Annotated in this window: 15 protein-coding genes; 7 read left to right on the plus strand and 8 right to left on the minus strand. The window is 61.7% G+C overall.

The window, feature by feature from the left end; genetic code table 11:
* Positions 1 to 47 precede the first annotated feature (47 nt).
* The 3 genes from KIO76_RS08565 to KIO76_RS08575 all read right to left on the minus strand — a co-directional run bounded on the left by KIO76_RS08565 (position 48) and on the right by KIO76_RS08575 (position 4,813).
* Positions 48 to 2,198, minus strand: a complete 2,151-nt coding sequence (locus KIO76_RS08565; protein WP_213322635.1) for a GumC family protein — start codon at positions 2,196 to 2,198, stop codon at positions 48 to 50.
* Between the two features lie 273 nt (positions 2,199 to 2,471).
* Entirely contained in the window at positions 2,472 to 3,764 is a 1,293-nt protein-coding gene (locus KIO76_RS08570; RefSeq protein WP_213322636.1) for a glycoside hydrolase family 5 protein, read from the minus strand.
* A gap of 2 nt (positions 3,765 to 3,766) precedes the next feature.
* Entirely contained in the window at positions 3,767 to 4,813 is a 1,047-nt protein-coding gene (locus KIO76_RS08575; RefSeq protein WP_213322637.1) for a glycosyltransferase family 4 protein, read from the minus strand.
* 104 nt (positions 4,814 to 4,917) lie between these two features.
* On the opposite strand from KIO76_RS08575, the gene KIO76_RS08580 reads away from it, so the two are divergent.
* A complete protein-coding gene (locus KIO76_RS08580) occupies positions 4,918 to 6,306 on the plus strand; it encodes a lipopolysaccharide biosynthesis protein (RefSeq protein WP_213322638.1) in 1,389 nt (462 codons plus the stop codon).
* Between the two features lie 5 nt (positions 6,307 to 6,311).
* Here KIO76_RS08580 and KIO76_RS08585 read toward each other — a convergent pair whose 3' ends face one another.
* Positions 6,312 to 7,139, minus strand: coding sequence for a WecB/TagA/CpsF family glycosyltransferase (locus tag KIO76_RS08585; protein WP_213322639.1), 828 nt, complete (start codon positions 7,137 to 7,139; stop codon positions 6,312 to 6,314).
* A gap of 244 nt (positions 7,140 to 7,383) precedes the next feature.
* Here KIO76_RS08585 and KIO76_RS08590 point away from each other — a divergent pair, with 244 nt between their 5' ends.
* Entirely contained in the window at positions 7,384 to 8,040 is a 657-nt protein-coding gene (locus KIO76_RS08590; RefSeq protein WP_249729540.1) for a class I SAM-dependent methyltransferase, read from the plus strand.
* A gap of 66 nt (positions 8,041 to 8,106) precedes the next feature.
* Here KIO76_RS08590 and KIO76_RS08595 read toward each other — a convergent pair whose 3' ends face one another.
* From KIO76_RS08595 to KIO76_RS08605, 3 genes are all read right to left on the minus strand, one after another.
* Complete coding sequence (locus KIO76_RS08595) at positions 8,107 to 8,856, minus strand: polysaccharide deacetylase family protein (protein WP_213322640.1); 750 nt, start codon at positions 8,854 to 8,856, stop codon at positions 8,107 to 8,109.
* Complete coding sequence (locus tag KIO76_RS08600; protein ID WP_213322641.1) at positions 8,853 to 9,989, minus strand: GNAT family N-acetyltransferase; 1,137 nt, start codon at positions 9,987 to 9,989, stop codon at positions 8,853 to 8,855. Before KIO76_RS08600 ends, KIO76_RS08595 begins: the two co-directional genes overlap by 4 nt.
* A 122-nt stretch (positions 9,990 to 10,111) precedes the next feature.
* Positions 10,112 to 11,257: a glycosyltransferase gene (locus tag KIO76_RS08605; RefSeq protein ID WP_213322642.1), complete on the minus strand. Its 1,146-nt coding sequence runs from the start codon at positions 11,255 to 11,257 to the stop codon at positions 10,112 to 10,114.
* Positions 11,258 to 11,663: 406 nt separating this feature from the next.
* Here KIO76_RS08605 and KIO76_RS08610 point away from each other — a divergent pair, with 406 nt between their 5' ends.
* The 4 genes from KIO76_RS08610 (at position 11,664) to KIO76_RS08625 (ending at position 15,418) form a co-directional block, all read left to right on the plus strand.
* Entirely contained in the window at positions 11,664 to 13,106 is a 1,443-nt protein-coding gene (locus tag KIO76_RS08610; protein WP_213322643.1) for an undecaprenyl-phosphate glucose phosphotransferase, read from the plus strand.
* 238 nt (positions 13,107 to 13,344) lie between these two features.
* Positions 13,345 to 13,929, plus strand: coding sequence for a phosphatase PAP2 family protein (locus KIO76_RS08615; RefSeq protein WP_213322645.1), 585 nt, complete (start codon positions 13,345 to 13,347; stop codon positions 13,927 to 13,929).
* A gap of 402 nt (positions 13,930 to 14,331) precedes the next feature.
* The gene (irrA, locus tag KIO76_RS08620) at positions 14,332 to 14,883 is read left to right on the plus strand and encodes an iron response transcriptional regulator IrrA (RefSeq protein WP_502761843.1); all 552 of its coding nucleotides are present in this window, start codon (positions 14,332 to 14,334) and stop codon (positions 14,881 to 14,883) included.
* Between the two features lie 133 nt (positions 14,884 to 15,016).
* Positions 15,017 to 15,418, plus strand: coding sequence for a lysozyme inhibitor LprI family protein (locus KIO76_RS08625; RefSeq protein WP_213322647.1), 402 nt, complete (start codon positions 15,017 to 15,019; stop codon positions 15,416 to 15,418).
* Between the two features lie 118 nt (positions 15,419 to 15,536).
* Here the strand turns inward: KIO76_RS08625 and KIO76_RS08630 are convergent, their stop codons facing one another.
* A complete protein-coding gene (locus KIO76_RS08630) occupies positions 15,537 to 16,826 on the minus strand; it encodes an MFS transporter (protein ID WP_213322649.1) in 1,290 nt (429 codons plus the stop codon).
* Positions 16,827 to 17,418: 592 nt separating this feature from the next.
* Here KIO76_RS08630 and KIO76_RS08635 point away from each other — a divergent pair.
* Positions 17,419 to 18,432 carry a hypothetical protein gene (locus tag KIO76_RS08635; protein WP_213322651.1) on the plus strand — a complete coding sequence of 338 codons (1,014 nt, stop codon included), beginning with the start codon at positions 17,419 to 17,421 and terminating at the stop codon, positions 18,430 to 18,432.
* The last annotated feature ends 52 nt before the right edge of the window (positions 18,433 to 18,484 follow it).

Here is an 18,484-nt window from a genome sequence, read left to right on the forward strand (position 1 = left end):
CCGGTTCGCGCGTCCATCGTTCGGAGGGGACGCTATTGGTGCCGTGTCTAAGCCTCGACAAATACCATGCCGACCGAACGTGGGCGCAGGGCGCGGATCGAAGCCAGCGTCTCGTTCAGGGCGCGCTGGCGGGTGGCACCCTGGTCAACCAGCACCAGGACCATGTCCGCCGAGGCGATGAAGCGCTGCACGGTGAGGTCGTCCTGCGGTCGGGCGGCATCGATGAGGGTGAGGCTCGGGGCGTCAGTGCCCGCGGCGCTGATATCGTCGAGCAGCGCGCGCTGCGAGCGAGCCATTTGGCCGGTGGCGGTCGCGCCCATGGGCAGGATACGAAGGCTGGCGCCAGCCGGCAGCGGGGTGATGACGTTCTCGCCGCTCGCCGCCTCGGTTGCTAGAACGCGCTGGGAGAGCTGTCGGCCACGGGAGTCACCGTCCACGAGCAGGGTGCGCTCACCATCCTGGGTGAACGTAACGGCGAGGTCGACCACGATCTTTGACCGCATATCACCGGCCAGGCCACTGGCATCAGGAGAAACGATCACGACGGTGCGCGCCTCGGAGGGCGGCAGCATGCTTTCCAGCGAGAAGGCAAGCTGGCCGAGCAGAAAGGGTTTCGTGACGGTGAGCCGATCGATCGTCTTCAGGTTGCTGCGCCCACTGCGGATCGCAGCCGGAAAGTTGAACTGGCTAGCGGGCGCGTGGCGCCATGCGCCGGGAACACTGGCGAGGACGGGCAGACCACTGGCGGCGGCCGCCTGGTTGGCCTCACGTAGACGGTCGTCGATCTGGTCGAGGCCCCAGGCCAGCGTAGTGCCGAGCCCTGCGCCGAGCAGCAGGCCGGCGGCTATGATCAGGATAGGCGAAGCGCCGCTACGGTCGCGGGGCAGCACGGCATCACTGATGACACGCGTGTTGCTGGTGTCCACGCCCTGCTGCTCGCTCAGCTCCTTGCTGCGCTGCAGGTAAGAGGCATACACGGTGCGGGACGAATCCGCCTCACGCTCCAGCTCCCGAAGCTGCACGCTCGTCTCGTTGGTGGAGAGCACATTGTTCTTGAGCGCGGCGGCTCGCTTTTCGAGGTCGGCAACTGTCGCCTTGGCGCGCTCGAGGTTGGCGGAGGTGGCTGTCGCCACCCGGCCAATTTCGGCGCGCATGAGCTGGCGAATCTGCTCGGCCTGGGCGGCGATCGCCTTCATCTGGGGGTGCTGCGGCAGCAGCGACTGGCCGAGCTCGGCCTGCTGGCGCATGAGGGCCGCATACTGCTCCTTGAGGGCGGTGATGCTGCTGGCCTGCAGCGTCTCGGGCAGGACGAGCGCGTCGATGGCGCGATTGTTCTGGATGGACTTGATCTGATCAACGCGCGACTGCAGTTCAGCCACCTGCGCCTGGGCCGCCAGCAACTGCGTGTTGAGGCCGCGCAGGTCCTGCTCATCGGCCCGGCCGCCATCGATGCCGATGATGCGGTGGTCCTTCTTATAGGCCTCGACCTTACCCTCGGCGACAGTCACGCGCTCGCGGAGTTCCGAGAGGCGTGCAGCCAGGGCCGCGTTGGCGCGGCCAACGGCCTCCGCCCGGGCGCGCTGTTCCTCACCGATATAGACCTCGGCGACGGTGTTGGCGACGTGCTGGGATGTCTGGGGATCTTCCGTCACGACGCCGATGTCGATAACGAAGGAACGATCACCGCGGCGCACGGTCAGGCTCTTCTGCAGCGCCTTGAGCGCCTTGGAAAAGCGATCCTCGCGCTCGCCCGAGCCAAAGATCGACATGACCTGGCTGCGCAGGCCAGCGGGACGCGCGCCGAACAGCGGGTCGTTCTCGAGGCCTGCCCGATCGATCACCTTTTCCAGCACACTGCGGGATTCGATGACCTGCCGCTGGCTTTCCATGGCGATCAGGTCGTTGTCGCCAGTCGTCGCTCGATTCGCGATGTCATTGTCCAGGATGCGCAAGCCGCGCGTGTCGATGAGCACCTGCGTGGTCGCGGTGTACTTCGCCGGCGTTACGGCAACATAGCCAATAGCGAGGGCCGTGGTCGTGACCGCGATGGCGCCGATGAGCGGCAACCTGCGGCGCAGGCCTTGGAGGGTGGCCCACGGATCGAAACGGGTCGTGGCTTCGCCGATGAAAGGTTCACTGACCGCGTTCATGGCGCGCAGATTGCCCAAGGGTTCGAAGCGTGAACTCATAACAGCCATGGTTGCCTCACAGGCTCCGCAAGGAGCTTTTCGTCTGGTCTCTCCTGATCCGAGGCTAGAGTTTGTCTCATTTTGAGACGTTCACGCGGTATCAGGAGCACCGACAGCTTCTATTCCGCAAGCGGCAGGCCACGGCTGAGCAATCAGCGACATGAGGTAATTGGCTGTAAAAAATCACTGATATAACAAAATATTAACGGGATCTGCCCCGTTCGGCGTTTCTCCTTCCGTTGGGCGGCTCGTCTGTCCCGGTGCTGGATTCCCTGGAAATTCTCATCGCTTTGGCACAGGCCGGCAGGATGCAGGAATGGTGAGGCCGATCGCTTGTGCCAGTTCGGCCGCCGGGCATAGGGTGCCCTGTGGCCCCTCCAGCCCAAACGGCGGGCTGCTCAGAAGCCAGAGCGTCCAACCCCAGCCGTTGCGCGCAATAGCTGCCGAAACGTCGCTGAGCCAGCGCGCCCGTGATGCATCATCGCTGACCAATGCTCCGGCCGGCCGCATCGCGCCGAATTCCGTGACGACGATCTGCGCCGGATCGATGTCGTTGCGCTGCTGCCATTCCTTCAGGGGCGTGAAGGCCTCGTCGATCGCGGCCCGGCCGGGCGCAGAGGTGAAATACCAGCGGATCGCCTCCTCGGCTGCCTGGCGCTCTTTGTCGCGCTCCGCGGATGGCCAACGGGATGACACGGCGAAGGCGGCATTCGTTCGGGCGAGGGTTTCATCAAGACGCCCGTTTGCGGCTGGATAGGGGACGCCGCGTATCTCAGCGAGGAAGGGCAATGTCCAGGTCGAGCCCTGATGGGTGAAGACGAACGGGTCATAGAAGTGCGCGCTGACGAGATTTCGCCTGTCCTTGAAAAGGCTGCCGTCGAGCATGACAAGGCCTTTGATCGTCGACCAGCAACCCCCCGTCAGCAGGAGGGGCAGCCTGATGTTGCCTTTGCGCAGGCCGTGGACAAGGACTTGCTGGTGCGCGGTCCAGTCGGTTCCGCTTTCGGCACGGCATGCCTGTTGCGGCTCGTTCAGCAACTCAAGAGCCACGGGCGGATGCGGAGGAAGCTTGTCGAGCCGGCTCGCAACTTGGCCGGCTAGCGCCTGATAGCGCCGGAACTGCCGGCCGTTGACTCCATCGAGAAAGGCTTCGGGCAACGCCCCGTTCAGGCCGGGGGCCATCAGGGTTGCGATGACACCGAGGCCTGCCGCCTGATGGCTACGCACGGTCCCAATAATGTCACTAAGCAGTCCCTCGCGCCCGGGCTGGTCGGCTTCGAGCAGCGGGCCGAAATCGATCGGCATCCGCACGTGGTCAAAGCCCAGCGCGCGGAGGCGGGGGGGCTCGGCCCTATCGGGCGTGGCGTAGGGCGAGGCTGTATAGGCCAAGTGCCCGGCGCGCGCGATCGTGGCGGGGAAGGCGAACCAGGTGACATTGGTACCGCGCCGGAAGGCCGGCGTTGTCTGGTCCGGCGGCGCGGGCGTGCTGGCCGATGCCGGCGACAGAACCAGCATCAGGCTGCTCATGCAGGCGATGCGGCGAAGCCATGCCGCCCAAGCGGCGAGCAAGGACATGGTCAGTGCGCGACCTGCAGGAGGTCAAGATAGGAATCGACCATGCGCTCGCGCGCGTATTTCGCGGTTACGGCGCGCGCAGCTTCGCGCCGCACCGCAGGCGGGGGAGGATTGCGCAGCATCTGCGCGAGCGCATCCTTCCAGCGCTTGACATCATGAGGATTGGCAAAGCGAATGGGGGCTATTTCGCCGGTCGCGAGCACCTCGCGCAGCACATCGAGATCCGCAACCACCGAGGGCAACCCAACCATCGCGGCCTCCACGGCGGCAAGCCCGAAGGTTTCCCAGACGGACGGAAAGGCGAAGACGTCCGCTGCCGCGAACAGGTCCGGCACATCGCTCGGGGAGACATTGCCGAGCAGGATCAATCGCTCGTGAACGCCGAATTCGCGGGCCAACGCCTCGATGTGAGTGCGCTTCGGACCATCTCCCGCGATCACCAGCGATGCCGCCGGCAAGGCGGGCAGGGCCTTAACGAGGACGTCCTGATTCTTCTGGTCGACGAGGCGTCCGACATTGAGAATGAGCTTGCCGGTCGCCGGCAGATTGAACCGTTGGCGCGCCTCCGCCATGGTCAAGTGAGACTGCGGCGCATCGAGACCGTGTTCGATCAATCGGAGATCGCGACGATAGGTGACGGGGTAATGGGAGAATTCGTTCTGTGTGAAAACGGAATTGGCAATGTTGGCGGTATACCCGCCGGTGGTGCCGACGAAACGGTCCAGCCACCGCACGAAGGGTGCGGTTTCCCCGGGGATGGCCGTCTGATGGACAATCCTGTTTTTAAAGCCACCAAGCCGCCCCGCCGTGCCCACGAGGATAGACGCCGTAGCCTGATAGGCGATGAGCGCGTCGCAGCCGCCCGCCATGATGCGGCGTGCCATGGCGATCGCCGCCACGAGCTTATCCTTTGCAGGCATGAACGGGCGCGGGAACATGATCGCGGTTTCAACCTCAACGCCGTGCTGGACCAGCCCCTGCTCGATCATGTGAGCCAGGGTCTGAATGCCGCCAATCTCGTCGGTATGGAGGATTTGCAGGACTTTCATCACATTCCCTGACAGTCGGTGGCTTGTAAGGGCGCGCGAGACATTGGATAGGATGCGGGGCGGGCTGCCCGGTCCGGTCGTGTCACCCAACGAAGCAAGGTCACATGCTGCTTTTCCTTGCCGCGCGCGTTCTGTCGGCGGTCGGCAATCTGGTCGCCCTCGCCATCTTCTCGCGGATGGCAGGCCCTGTGACCTATGGTGAGTATCTCCTGATCTTCGCCTGGACGAGTATTGTCTACGGCTTCTCCACACAATGGATGCGATTCGCGTTCTTCGGCGTATATCGCCGCGAAGCCGCTGGCGATTATATCGCCTCCTTCAGCGTCTTGTTGAGCGCGGCGCTCATCGGCGTGGCCATCGTGCTCTCCGGGCTGTGGGTTGCGGGGATCGCCACGCCGGGATTCCTCACGGCCGTGTTCATCCTGCTGGTCAGCATGGCGGGGTATGAGGCTCTTCTGGAGATCAGCCGTACGCGCCTGAAAGCAGGCACGGTCGCGGTGCTCATGCTGCTGCGCGCGGGTTTGGTCATCGTCTTCGGCGCGGCCGCGCTGACGATGACCGGGAGCGCCGTCTCGCTCGCCTTGGCTGTCGCCCTGGCCCATGCGGGTGCCGCCATTCCGGGCATCATGGCCATCCGTGACGTCAGGCTCGCGCCGAGCAGGCACGCCATGCGCGCGCTGGTCGTCTACGGTTGGCCGCTCCTCATATCCTTTGGGGTGATGGCAGTCGGCCAAAGCGTCGACCGTCTTTTGCTCGCGCATTTCGATGGCGCGGGGGCGCTTGGTCCCTATGGCGTCGTGGCTGACTTTCTGCGCCAAGCCTTCATGGTGGTTGGCGAATCGATTGCCATGGCGCTTGTGACCGTTGCCAAGCAGCATGCCAATTCGGGCGAGCGGGAAGACGCGGACCAGGTCTTGCGGCATGCCTTCAATGCCTGCATGGCAACCGCCACTTTTGGCGCGGTGTTCTTCCTCGTTTTCGGAGATGTGGTGGTGCGGCTTCTCGTCGGCGAAGCGTTCTATGAGCCGACGCGCACACAGATTCCCCTGTTTGCCATCGCCTTTGGCTTCATGACGATGCGCAACTTCTATTTCGCGCAAGTCATCTATTTCTCGAACGCCAGCCATCTCGAACTCATCGGGTCGCTTGTCTTCGTGGCAACGTCCGCCCTGCTTGCCACTCTCTTGGTGCCTTGGCAGGGCGCCATGGGTGCGGCGATCGCATTGATGTCGGCGCATATCGTTGCCTGTGTCCTCTTCGTGGTCGTCGGTCGGCGGCATTATCGCATGCCGGTGGATAACAAAGGCTTTGTCATCATCAGCCTGATGGCGTTGGCGACCTTGCTGGCGGATGTCGCCATCCAGCACTTCATTGCCGCGCCGACGCTGGCCATAGCGGCCAAGGCTCTGGTTTTTGCCGCTGCTGGCGGCGCGGTCATCCTGCGTTTCAACCTGCTGCACCTCTCTCGCCCTCGCGGGAAAGGGGAGGCATAGCAGGGTCATCCCTGTGTCCAGACTGGCATGCTTTGCGGCGCAAGCCGCTCCCGAGCGACCCGCGCCAGGAAAGCGAAATTGCCCCTGAGATAGCGGCGGGCCATGCGGCGAGGTTCCAGCAGAAGGCGAAAAATCCACTCGCATTGCAGGCGTCGCACGAGCGCCGGCGCTCGTGGCTTCGTGCCCGAGGCGAAATCGAACAAGCCGCCGACCGACAGGCCGGCGCGGCATCCGGTGGCGATGAGGTGACGGCTCATCCAGAGCTCCTGGCGTGGGCTCCCGAGCGCCACCAGCACGAGATCGGCGCCTGATGCCGCGATCTCGCCTGCCACATCGGCGGCCTCCGCATCGGTGAAATAGCCGTGCCGTGTCCCCACATAGTCATGCTGCGGCGCGCGTGCCTGGAAGGCTGAGAGAACCTTCTCGGCAACGCCCTCCGCCCCACCCAGGAGGAAAATGCGGAAGACCCGGTTCGTCTTCTCCAGATAGAGCGGCACGAAATCGGTGCCGTTCAAGTTGTCCGGAAAGGCCTGCCCGTGCAGGACGCGGGTGGCAATATCGAGTCCGATGCCGTCGTTCAAGACGAGCCCGCGCCGGAAGGCGGCGGCCACATCGGCGTTTTCCCAGCACAGATTCGCGTTATGCGCATTGAGAAATGCGACTTGCAGTGGCGCGCCTGCCTGCGCAGCCTCGCAGAGGCCATCGATCTCGGCGATCATGGCGTCGCTGGTGGCGGCATACACGGGGATCCCGAAGATCGGCCTGATGGCATTGGCACGGTCGGCGCCGGTTAACGCGCGCTGTCCGGGAATTGTGCAATGCGCCTGTGCCATTTTAATACACTCCACACACTTCTCGCGGGCCTCGCTGTTCAGATTGCAAAAGCTGAACCAAAAGCCGGCTTCAGTGTGCGACGACTTCGAGCCAAGCAGGATTCAGGTTTTCAGGCAGTCGCGACGATCTCCCAGCGGGTGTGCGTGAACTGGCGCGGCCTTTGCATTTGGGATCAGCGAAGCGGCGGTTGGTCCCAAGCAAACACACTGTCCGCCCTCTCATTTTCCCTGAAGGGGATTGGTTATGTCGCTCGCCACCACCGAAACCGCCGTTTACCAGAACAAGTTCCGCCGCCGTCGCCTCGAGCGCTTTCTCGGCCTGGTCGATGAGGTGCTCAAGACGAAGCGCAGCTGCCGCGTGCTGGATGTCGGCGGTGGAGTCGCCTATTGGAAAGGGCTTGAGGATCTGTGGAGCGACCGGCCTCTCCATATCACGCTGGTCAATCTGACCGCAGAGCAGGTGCCTGACAGCCGGTTCCTGAGCCTTGCTGGCGATGCCTGCAGCATGCCCGGCTTCGACAACAATGCCTTCGACATCGTCCATTCCAATTCGGTGCTGGAACATGTCGGCAGCTTTGCCAACAAGCGCCGCATGGCAGATGAGATCCAGCGCTTGGCGCCGCGCCATTTCGTGCAGACGCCGAATTTCTGGTTCCCGATCGAGCCGCATTTCCGCACGCCAGCCATTCATTGGCTGCCTGAGCCGCTCCGCGTAGCTGCCGTGATGCGCCGGAAGCTCGGCTTCTACCCCAAGGCCGAGACCCGTGACCAGGCCTACGAAATTCTGAGTGACGCGAGCCTGCTGGATGTTCGCGACATGCAGTCGCTGTTCCCAGCCTCGACGATCGAGCGGGAAAAGTTCTACGGCTTCACCAAGTCACTGATTGCTGTTCGCGGTTGAGCCGAGGCAACCGTGGACGGCGGGCGTCAGCGCCCGTGGCCCCGCCGTTGCTTTGCGTGGATCGAGCTACGGGAGGCCCATCCGCGCGAGGGCTTCTTTCACCGTCACACAGGCAAAGCCGCGCGCGGTGACGGCCTTGATTACGTCCACCATGAGCCCAGGCGAGGCACCGATCCAGCTCGGGGTCTCGGTGACGTCATGGGTGTAGAAGATGACCCAGCCGCTTTGCGCGGCAGCGGCATCAAGAGTTCGCGTCAGTTTTTCTCGGGTGAGCGTCCGATCGTAGAGTTCGGTCACCCGGAGCATCGCACGGTCGATGCGGCCGGCATTCACCCCTTCATAGACGCTGCGGCAACTCATGAAGCGGCGCTGCAGGTCGAGCTTCCGAGGCAGCGACTGCCGCCCGAACGGGTAAGCGAAATTCGGCAGGTCGATTGGACCGCAGATGGCGCTCAGCGCTGCGTGATTGGCATCGCACTGCGCCGCGAGCTCTGCCGCACTGAGCTCATCGACCTTTCTATGATCGTGGGTATGGCAGCCGATTTCGTGCCCTCTTTCGTGCAGACACCGGATGTCGTCGGCCGTGGCCAGCTTCCAGAACGTATCTCGGGTACCCAGAAGGCCGGCGGCGACATAGAAGGTGCCCTTGATGCCATGGGCGTCGAGAACATCCGCACCCTTCTGCGCGGCCGAATCGGGGATGTCGTCGAAGGTGAAGCTGACCAGCGGCTGCCGGCTGCGCATTGTGAGCGGCTGCGTATTGAGATGGCGGCCCGCCTTGCTGGACAGGCCCGCGATGATGTCCGCCGGCTTCATCGGCCGCTGGCTCCCTCGTCATTGGCTTTCCGGCCGGCAGTGCCTCGCGTGCGCAGCCGTTCGCGGAGCCGAAATCCCGCGCAATACGCGAGACCCAGAGCAGTCCGCGGCGTAAGCAACGTGAACAACGGGAATGACCCGGTCATCCACGCATCCTTCCAGCGTTCAGTGCCACAGCCGAGATCGATCACGGCGCCGTCGGAACCAGCGAGATGCCGCAGCACTTCCAGCAGAAGCACCGAGCCTATGGACGTCTTGCCAAACCGGGCTCGGTCAAGGCTTGGCAAGATATAGTAGAGGTGATTGCCGCGGCGGTAGCCGAGATGTGTCGCCGCGAGCTGCCCGTCGATAGAGGCGGCCGCCACGGTCCTCAGAGCCTTCGCCTCGGGCCGCTCCGCCAGCTGCGTGAAGAACGCCCGCTGGCCGGGCAGATCCAACACGTCAAGGCCGATCGTGCTGATGTACTGCGCGCTTTTGTGGCGGAGGGTGAAATCGAGAATGGCCGGAAGCGCGGCGCCAGGCGGATTGAAATCCATCGCAACCCTGTTCTGGCGTTGCAGCTTCATGAGCTTGCTTTCGGCCTGCCGCGCCTGTCCAAGACGCGCGGGATCCCTGATATAGGCATCGAGATCCGGGCCTGGCGCGATGTAGGAGCCGCGATCGTCGCTCGCCTGAATTTCGAGATGCATCAGCGGGTTCGGGGTTCCGAGGACGGTGGGCGCGATCTTGCGCAGGTCTAGCGCATCAACGCGCGGCAAGGCGCCGACTGCAGCGCGCCACAGACCGCGGAAGGTATCGGCCTCGAATCGATAGCCGCGGCGGATCACCGGAGCGCCGTAATCGGCGACCCCGCCGTCCATGAACCGCAGGATCCGCGTTCCCCAGCGTATTTCTCGCGCAAAGGCAAAACGGCAAACGGGGCCGTCATCATCGCTGATAGTGACGAGCAACCCCTGCGAGCCGCGTGCCACGCCGATGGTGTCGATCCACAGTTCGAGGAATTCGCGGGCCTGAAAGGCATGAAAATCGAACACCCCGCCGTCGCCCACCGACGGCCAAGCGATTTCCGCCAACTGCTCGCCGGAGTGAACCTCGATTAGAAATGACGCATGGCGCAGGCTGGCAATCGGCAAGGGGCGGCAGATCCATCTCTTGGATGTGAATGGCAAAACGGCCAATCAACTCATGGACGCGGCACGCTCAATAAGACAAGCCCATGATTAGCGCATAATGGAAAATTCGCGTCACGTCAGTTTTACGCGGTGGTGAGGCGGATGCGCCGGGCCAATGCTCCGATTGGCTCGGCTATCCCTAAAAACTCCTCCGCAGAACGATCTGTCCTGTGCTGGAGCCCGCGTTGCCGCAACGTATCGCGGTTGACGTGCCGCCCGAGTTCGCCCGCGATGGCGGCCGCGAGGTCGCGTGGCTCTCGGGTTGGCACCAGCCTTCCGTAGAGGCCATGGTCGAGGATTTCACGGGGACCGTAAGGGCAGTCGATCGCAACCACCGGCGTGCCGCAAGCCAGCGCCTCGACCAGCGAATTGCCGAAACCCTCATAGAGTGAGCTCGATACAGCAAGCTCCGCGCCCTGAAGCCACGCGAAAGGATCCTCCGCATAACCAACAAAGGTGATGCGATCGCCGAGGCCGAGACGGGCCGCGAGTCGCTCCAGCTGAGGCCGCTCCCGCCCTTCACCGACGATGAACAGCTGCCAGTTGATATTCTGCGGCATGAAGGCCATGGCGTGGATCAAATCGCGATGGCCCTTCTCCGCGGAAAGCCGTCCTACGGTCACGATACGTCCGGCTTGCCGCCGAGATGTCGGCGCGGCGGCGGTGAGGGCCGCCGCGACATCCGGTGTGATGACCGGTTTGGTGTGGAGCACCGAGATCATGGCTTCGGGCACGCCGAACAGATCGATGAGATCCCGGCGCGCGCCCTCGGTCAGCGTGATGACATGGTCGGCTAGGCGGTAGAACCGCGCCATCCGATAGGCGAGCCTGTTCTGGATATAGGGATCGTTCTTGATACCGGCCGAGGGGACGCCGACCTCACGCAGGATGACCGCAGGGCGGTGCCGGCGTGAGAGGGAGCGGCCGGCCAGCACGCAGGCAATGTTGAGGCTGGCTTCTGAGCTCAGCACGATGTCGAGCCGTGCATCGCGAAAGGCCCGCCGCAGCCGTTGGATAGACAACCGCAACCGCGGGGCGAGAGCGAGAACCGTGATGTTCGGCTCGAGAAGCGCGAGAAGCGGCCCCTCGCTGCGCAGCACGATGACCGTCACCTTTGCGCCCAGCCGCGCCAGCGCATTCGACAGAAGCACAGCGTCCCGTTGCGCGCCACCCCCAGCGAATCCGCCGATGATGACGCCGATCGATATCTGAGCTGCTGACTGATCCATCGCTCCCATCGGAGGGCGGACATGGAGTGCAATGACCCTGTCCTCCCCCGGCCCCTTCGTCTCTTAGCTTGTGGGGAAGCAGCCTTCAACGCTCGAATGGCGATGGAGCACGTCGCTGACGCAGTCCGGCGCCGTGTCTCGCGCCGTATCGGCGTAAAAGCCGTGTCGCGATCCCGGATAATTCCCCTGGATGCAGGACGTCAGGATTCATTAACGATTCCCGTCCAGCGCGGAAGCGTTTTATCCCCGACCAATCACGGAAAAATAAAAGAAATCAGAGCCGCGACTGCCCGCATGCACAAGCGGCTATCGTTGGCACGCCATCTGCAATTCACACGGCAGAGGACGGTTATTGTTTCAATAAGAGACAAGATCTTGTCCCGACGACTTCGTTAGGGGCAGCGGTATGTCCAAGACAGACATCATTTCGACGCAGGCTGATTTTCCCAGCGAGGGCACGACCCTCTCGCGAAACGTGTTTTCCGCGGCCGCGTTCGCGGGGGACGTTGCGGTGATCGTCGGCGCGTCGTGGCTGACTGGAGTGGTCTACCATTGGATCGCCTATGGCGATTCCGGCCCTTTGGCGCTGTTCCTCAATGCTGGCCTCGCAACGGCGGTGCTGTTCGTCGCTTTTGGCGTGCTCTCGGGCGCATACAATCACACGCGCTATCTCTCGTTCGGCTCGCATTTCACAAGCGTGATGCGCCTATGGACGCTGGCGTTTCTGTCTGTCGTGCTGCTTCTTTTCCTCCTGAAGACTTCCGAAAATTACTCCCGGGGCGCGTTTCTCCTCCTCTACGCCGTTTGCCCGCTCGCGCTCCTCGTTGGCCGCTATGGGATGGTCACTCTGGTGTCCGCCGCCAACAACCGCGGGCTGATCGCCGGGCAGCGCCTTTATGTGGTTGGCGGCCAGAGCGATATCGCGGCTTTCCTCAAGCGCTACAGGCCGGCTGAATTCGGCGTGAAGGTCGTTGGCACCGCGATCATCGGGCCGCGCTCGGGGGAGGCCGAGCACGATAGCGCCGCCAACTTGCGATATGCGGTTGAAAGCGCGCGGCGCCTGAACTCCGACTCGGTGTTCATCGCGCTCCCCTGGTCGGACCTCGCGACCATTGACGAGACGGTCAAGGCTTTCTCCAAGATACCGGCTGAGATTCACCTCAGCCCGGAACGGATCCTCGAGCGCTTCGAGGATGTGAGTCTGGTGCAGCGTGGTCCGCTCTCCAGCCTCCAGCTCGCGCGTCCGCCGCTGGCGCCTTACGAGGTCATTCTCAAGCGCAGCTTCGATATCGTCGTCGCGAGCCTCGCTCTCATCATGCTGTCGCCGCTCATGCTCTTCGTGGCCGTGCTCGTGCGGCTGGACTCCAGGGGCCCGGCGCTGTTCGTCCAGCGGCGCTTCGGCTTCAACCAGAAGGAGTTTCACATCTATAAGTTCCGCACCATGACGACACAGGATGACGGCGACGTTGTCCATCAGGCGACGCGAAACGATCCGCGCGTGACGCGCGTCGGCCGTCTCCTGCGCCGCTGGAACCTCGATGAGCTACCGCAGCTTTTCAATGTCTTGCGCGGGCAGATGTCGATCGTCGGGCCGCGTCCGCATGCGCTGGCTCATGATCGGGAATATGAAGCGAAGATCGGATCCTATGCCCGCCGTCATAACATGAAGCCGGGAATCACCGGCTGGGCCCAGGTGAACGGCTATCGTGGCCAAACCGACACCGACTCAAAGATGGAAAAGCGGGTCGAGTTCGATCTCTATTACATCGACAACTGGTCGCTGTGGCTTGATATCAAGATTATGGCCATGACGGTGTTTCACCCTCATTCTTATCGGAACGCCTTCTGATCACGTCAGTCGGCGTGCTCGGCTTGGCCGCCTGCGTCTTTTCCGTCGCGATGCCTTGCGGGCGACGCGCTCCAGTGGAGGCGGATCAATGAAGCGCGTGGCCCTGCCAAGCCCACTGCTGGAGGGGCTCGGTCTGCGCTGACAACAATGTGCGATCCTTTCTTAGAGAAATCAGGCTCATTTTTGAGGCGCACGCTTTAGGGTGCGTGCGAGCTGAAGAAGATGGATTGCTATAGATATGCTGCACCGGGTGACGGGATTGGGCGATGTGGGAATCCTGTTACCCGTCGGCGTCGTCATCACGTTGTTCTGCTGGTTGGGCGGTCACCGCCGCCTAGCGCTCCAGTGGTGCATCCTCCTGATCGCCGGCATGGGACTGACCGGCCTTGCCAAACTGGCCTTTCATGTCTGCGGCGACATGCTGACAGGCGATCGCATCCGTAGCCCGAGCGGGCATGTGGCGCTCAGCATCATTGTTTATGGTGGACTGGCGATCAGCCTTGCGGGCGGCCGCTCGCGCATCACCAAGGGGGTATTTGCTTTCGGTGGCGCGCTGCTCATTCTTCTGATCGCCTGGAGTCGGGTGCGGCTTGGCTACCATACGCGCTCGGAGGTACTGGCTGGGTTTCTTCTGGGCGGGTTCTGCCTCGCGGCTTTTGCCGCTACATATCGGCAGGAACGGCTCTCGATCGTCAGCTTCGTTCTGATTGCCGTGGTTCTCGCGGCCCTGGCCTATCTGCTGCGCCAGTTTTCGCTCACCCCGGAGCATCATGTCCAGGATCTCGCGGCGCAGATCCAGCAATGGCTTGATGTGTGCCGATAATGGCCGGTGCCGGATATGCCGCGATAGCTCGCTGCAACGCCGCTTCCAGGCACGAGGTCCTGGTGCATGTCACGCGGTCGCGGGTCTGATGGTAACCCGTGCCACACGTGAGCGTGGCCCTGAGGAAAACGCCTGATAGGAGGGTCGGGGGCGCATTATAACGCGTTATCGTTGTTCGGGACGTGTGGGAATGCTCTATATCCCCCCGCGCCACATGATCCACGGCGCAAGAACCGTTTGATGTTTTTCAGAAGATCTCGCGAGATCTTCCTTTTTCTCAATTTAAAATAATTACAAACTGAAAAATGCTGCATTCGACTTGCGGTATTTCATGCCATTTTGTGACTGAATCATATTGCATTTGCGAATGACTCGCTTATAGGTGTAGTCGAGGAATTCAAAATGTCAGATCATCTACGCCTTTCCACAGCGCGCGGCGTTCCCGTGCATTCCGAATTGGCCGCTCTGCTTGAGAGCCCGATGGCGCCTGTGAAAACCGGTTGTGGCTTCCACGACGTGCGGGAAATTCTCCGCGCAGCCGGCCTTCGGCCGACGCGTCAACGCCTGATGCTGGGCTGGCTCCTCTTCTCCAAGGGGCATCGTCATGTGACGGCGGAGCTTCTTTACACAGAGGCCACGCGCGCGAAGGCGGCTGTGTCCCTCGCCACGGTCTACAACACGCTTCATCAATTCACCGAAGCGGGCCTTCTGCGGCAACTGGCTGTCGATGGGACCAAGAGCTATTTCGACACCAACGTCTCGGTGCACCACCATTATTTCATCGAGGACGACCAGACACTGGTCGATATTCCGGATGGGGTGATTTCGGCCAGCGCGCTTGCCGGACCTCCGCCGGCCGCGCCGGAAGGGATGGACCTCGTCGGCGTAGAGCTCATCGTGCGGGTCCGTCGCAAGGACCGTAAGGCGATGCCGCGGCACACCGGCGAAGCCTGATACCGGCCGAAAAATTCAACGGAATATGTTTGCGATGCGCTGGCGCTTGAGCCGTGCATTGCATAGGCGCTTCATACATCGCGGCAATCGTTCTATACCGGCGCGTCTGACGGTAGAGGAATGCGAAATGGCGATGAACAAGCCCCTTGTGATCCTGCTTGCGCTGAAGCTCGGCCTCGGCCTAGGTGTCCCGTCGGCATTGGCGGACGAGGCCTATGATCGTTGCATGAACCAGGCGAACGCGACCACAATGACGTTCAGCGCCTGTGGCGGCGAATGGATGAAGCGTGAGGACGGCAAGCTCAACGCGGCCTGGAAGCGCGTCTTCGCGCAGGCTGACGGCCAGACCAAGACAGACCTGCTCGATGAGCAACGAGCCTGGATCGCCTTCAAGGACAAGGCTTGCGCCTTCTATGCGAATGGCGATTGGGGTTCGGAAGGCCGCGCCATCCAGTACCCGGCGTGCCAGGCTGGCATCATTGCGGCGCGCACGCGCGATATCGACGCGATCGGCAAGTTCCTGGCGCCGAAATAGCCGCGGTAGGCACGTGGGCGCATCGAGCCGACGTGTGGCCGGCATCCAAATAATCCGAACCTCGGAAAGCGATAAAGCTGCAAGCCGCCCATGTGAGCACCGGCCGCTTTAGTGGCACTCATACGGTTGGGCTTGTGCTCTTCTGTTGTGCGCTGTGCACGGTGCCCGCGTGAGCTTGCGCGCGAGAGGACAGCGACAGGGCGGCGAGCAAGAGCCCGAGTATGATGATGGTGATGCCCCATACCTTGTAATAGAAGCCGATGTCGTCGATCCTCACCAAAGTGGGGAGCATATACATGGCCATGCCCATCGTGCTCGTGAGCATCGAGCTCAGAGCCTGTGTGCGGCCGATATGCGCCGGATCGGTCAATGTCAGCAAACGACCGTTGCACAACGACCGGGACAGGCAGAACAGACCGCCCATCACCGCATAGAGGACGAACGAAAGCGGCACCCACTGCGACAGGGCGAATCCGATCATCGCTGCGCCGAGAAGCGCGAGAAGCAGGAATTCGATCCCGCTCCTCCAGGTGCGCCGCTGCAGGCTCGCCGACATGAGCAGAACGAAACCGCCGCCGGTCGACCAGGCGGCCTCAAGCAACCCAAATACGTCGCTGCCGGCATGCAGCGTCTCCCGTACAAAGCCTGGCACGAGCGTATTGGTCATCTGGGCAACAGAGAAAAGAAGAGAAACTCCGATGATGGGAAGGCTAATCTGCGGCGAGTCGAGGGCGTATTTAAGCCCATCGCGCCAGTCATCAGAGAAACGTGTTTGTTTCCGTTCTGGTGGAAGTGACATCCCGCGGGTGAAATATTCACCAAGGAATAGCAGTGCGATAGATAACACAATAAATACGAGCACGCAGGCCGTCTCTCCCCAGATGTGCAATATGGTGCCTGTAGTGCCTGTGCCGAATATGAAGCCGACCTGTCCGACAATGGATAGGCGCAACACGATGTTCATACGCTTGTCGGAGGGAAAGAAGGACTGAAAAACGCCGCCCATGGCGCCGACACTCAGGGCGGGGCCGGCCGCGCTGAGAATGGTGAAGCTGAAGAGGCAAAAAGTCAGCCAAGCCTTGTCCTGAAGACCAGCGAGAAGGATGCTGGCGGCGACGATCCGAAGGCCCTGGCTGCGCAGGATCATGGTGCGGCGGCTGTGGCGATCGACGAGCACCCCGCCGATAGCGGAAAGAGTTATACTGACAAAACCGCCAGTGAAGTAAAGCTGTCCCACGAGCGCAACGGATCCATGCTCCGTCGCCACCCAGGACACAACGATAAGCCCTGTACCAATGAGGTACATAACGAGAAAAGAAAACAGAACATAGCAGTTGAAAGCCCATCCAACACCGCGATTTGCAGTGCCGGGACGTGAATGGAAGGTGTCGTTGTCCTGAGTGTGCATGTCTTAATCGTCGATCATGCGAGTTCGCTCGGGCTTGGGCCCGATGAGCTGATTGCTCCGCACGTCATCGCGCGGAAGCGTTTGATCTCAGAAGACGAATCTGCCCTTCCCATCGCAATGCTAAACCTTGATTTGAATTGTATTCAGATCATCGGGCCATTTCATCTGGAGAATCTATCCAGGATTTTCCGCGAAGATCTCAGTTGTGACTACAACGGAAGAATGAATTCCGTCAAATGAATAATTTGCGTATAAATTGTATCTATAGTTTGATGCTGAATTTGATATACGATTCCGAAGTTTTATTATTGATTGCCGGAATGGAGCGAATATTTTGTTGTCCGGACTTTGCATCCGGAGATTTGGCGAAGTCCGGTTGTCAGTAGGGCTAGCAAAAGGAAACTTCGATGAACGAGGATGTTAACGTGACGTTCGACCTCGATGCGATCGTGGGCAACATCGACATGTGTCTGCAGTCGCCTGAATGCTCGGACGGGCCGAGCGAGAGCACCACTCAGTCATAAGACAGCCTTGATCGGGGCGGCCAGCCAGGTCAATCGGCTGATGCGTGACATGACACATGGCCTGACGAGTGGAGGCTTTTTTGGCGAGCAATGGTCACAGAAGAGGGGAGTGTCGGGAGGGGGCGATCGTTCGCCTGCCTCTGGATGGCTGCGCCGACTTCATCAAGATACTGCAAAGTGAAGGGCGGTGCCCTGCTACTCTAGCACTGTTGCGGGGCTCCGCCTTTTTCTCAGATTATACATTCCTCATCGAAGGATTGCTGGAAGATAACCTCCAGTTCATCCGCGAGCGACTTGATGATGCTACCTGCGGGATTGTCGGTGTCGATGTGCCGCAGGGGATCGTCGCAGATTCAACTGCCGACGCATTGATGGGGAGCATCGTTGCATCCGCCATCGTTTCGGCCTTCATGATGCCTCTGCTCGACCCGCGCAACGGGACACCCTTCACAATCTACACGGCATCGCAGGACAATGAAGCGGCACTGCAAAAGGCTGGCGTCAAGTTCTACGCTCCTACGGAGAAATTGGGGTTCCATACGGATGGAATGCTGAAGAATTCCGCTGTTTACGTGCCGCGTTACATTGGGCTTTACAACATCGTTATAGCCTATAACAAGCCGGGTTGCTTCTACTGGGTTCCATTTGCCGACTGGCCGCAATTTGATGAATGGGCGGGCGTGCTGGGCTGGAACAGGACTTATCGCTTCGCTGCGACGCCAATCGTGTACGCGGGCGCGCTGGACCACGTCGAGAAGGCTGCAGCTCGTATCATCGAAGCGCCTGTTTTCTGGCGGGATGCCGACGAACATCAGCGCGCAGTGTTCATGAACGGGGATCTCTTGGGGCCCGTGGACGACGATGGCGACTTCGACAGTAGCCTCATTCAGCGCATGAAGCGATCCATCGCATGTGACGCCCGTCGCATCGTGTTGCCGCAGCGGCAGCGCCGTCTCTTTCTCATGAACAATACGGCAGGCTTCCACGCCCGGGACCTGTTCGACGCGCCCATCCCCGGCGCGCGCTACACACGCTCCTTCTTGCGGAGTGTCGCGTCTGAAGGGCCGCAGATCTCGGCGTGAGCGGTCCGCGGCCGGCGCGCGAATTGACAACGGGAGGAGAGAGCAGCCCTCT

The sequence above is a fragment of the Chelatococcus sp. YT9 genome (genome assembly GCF_018398315.1).
Classification (GTDB): Bacteria; Pseudomonadota; Alphaproteobacteria; order Rhizobiales; family Beijerinckiaceae; genus Chelatococcus.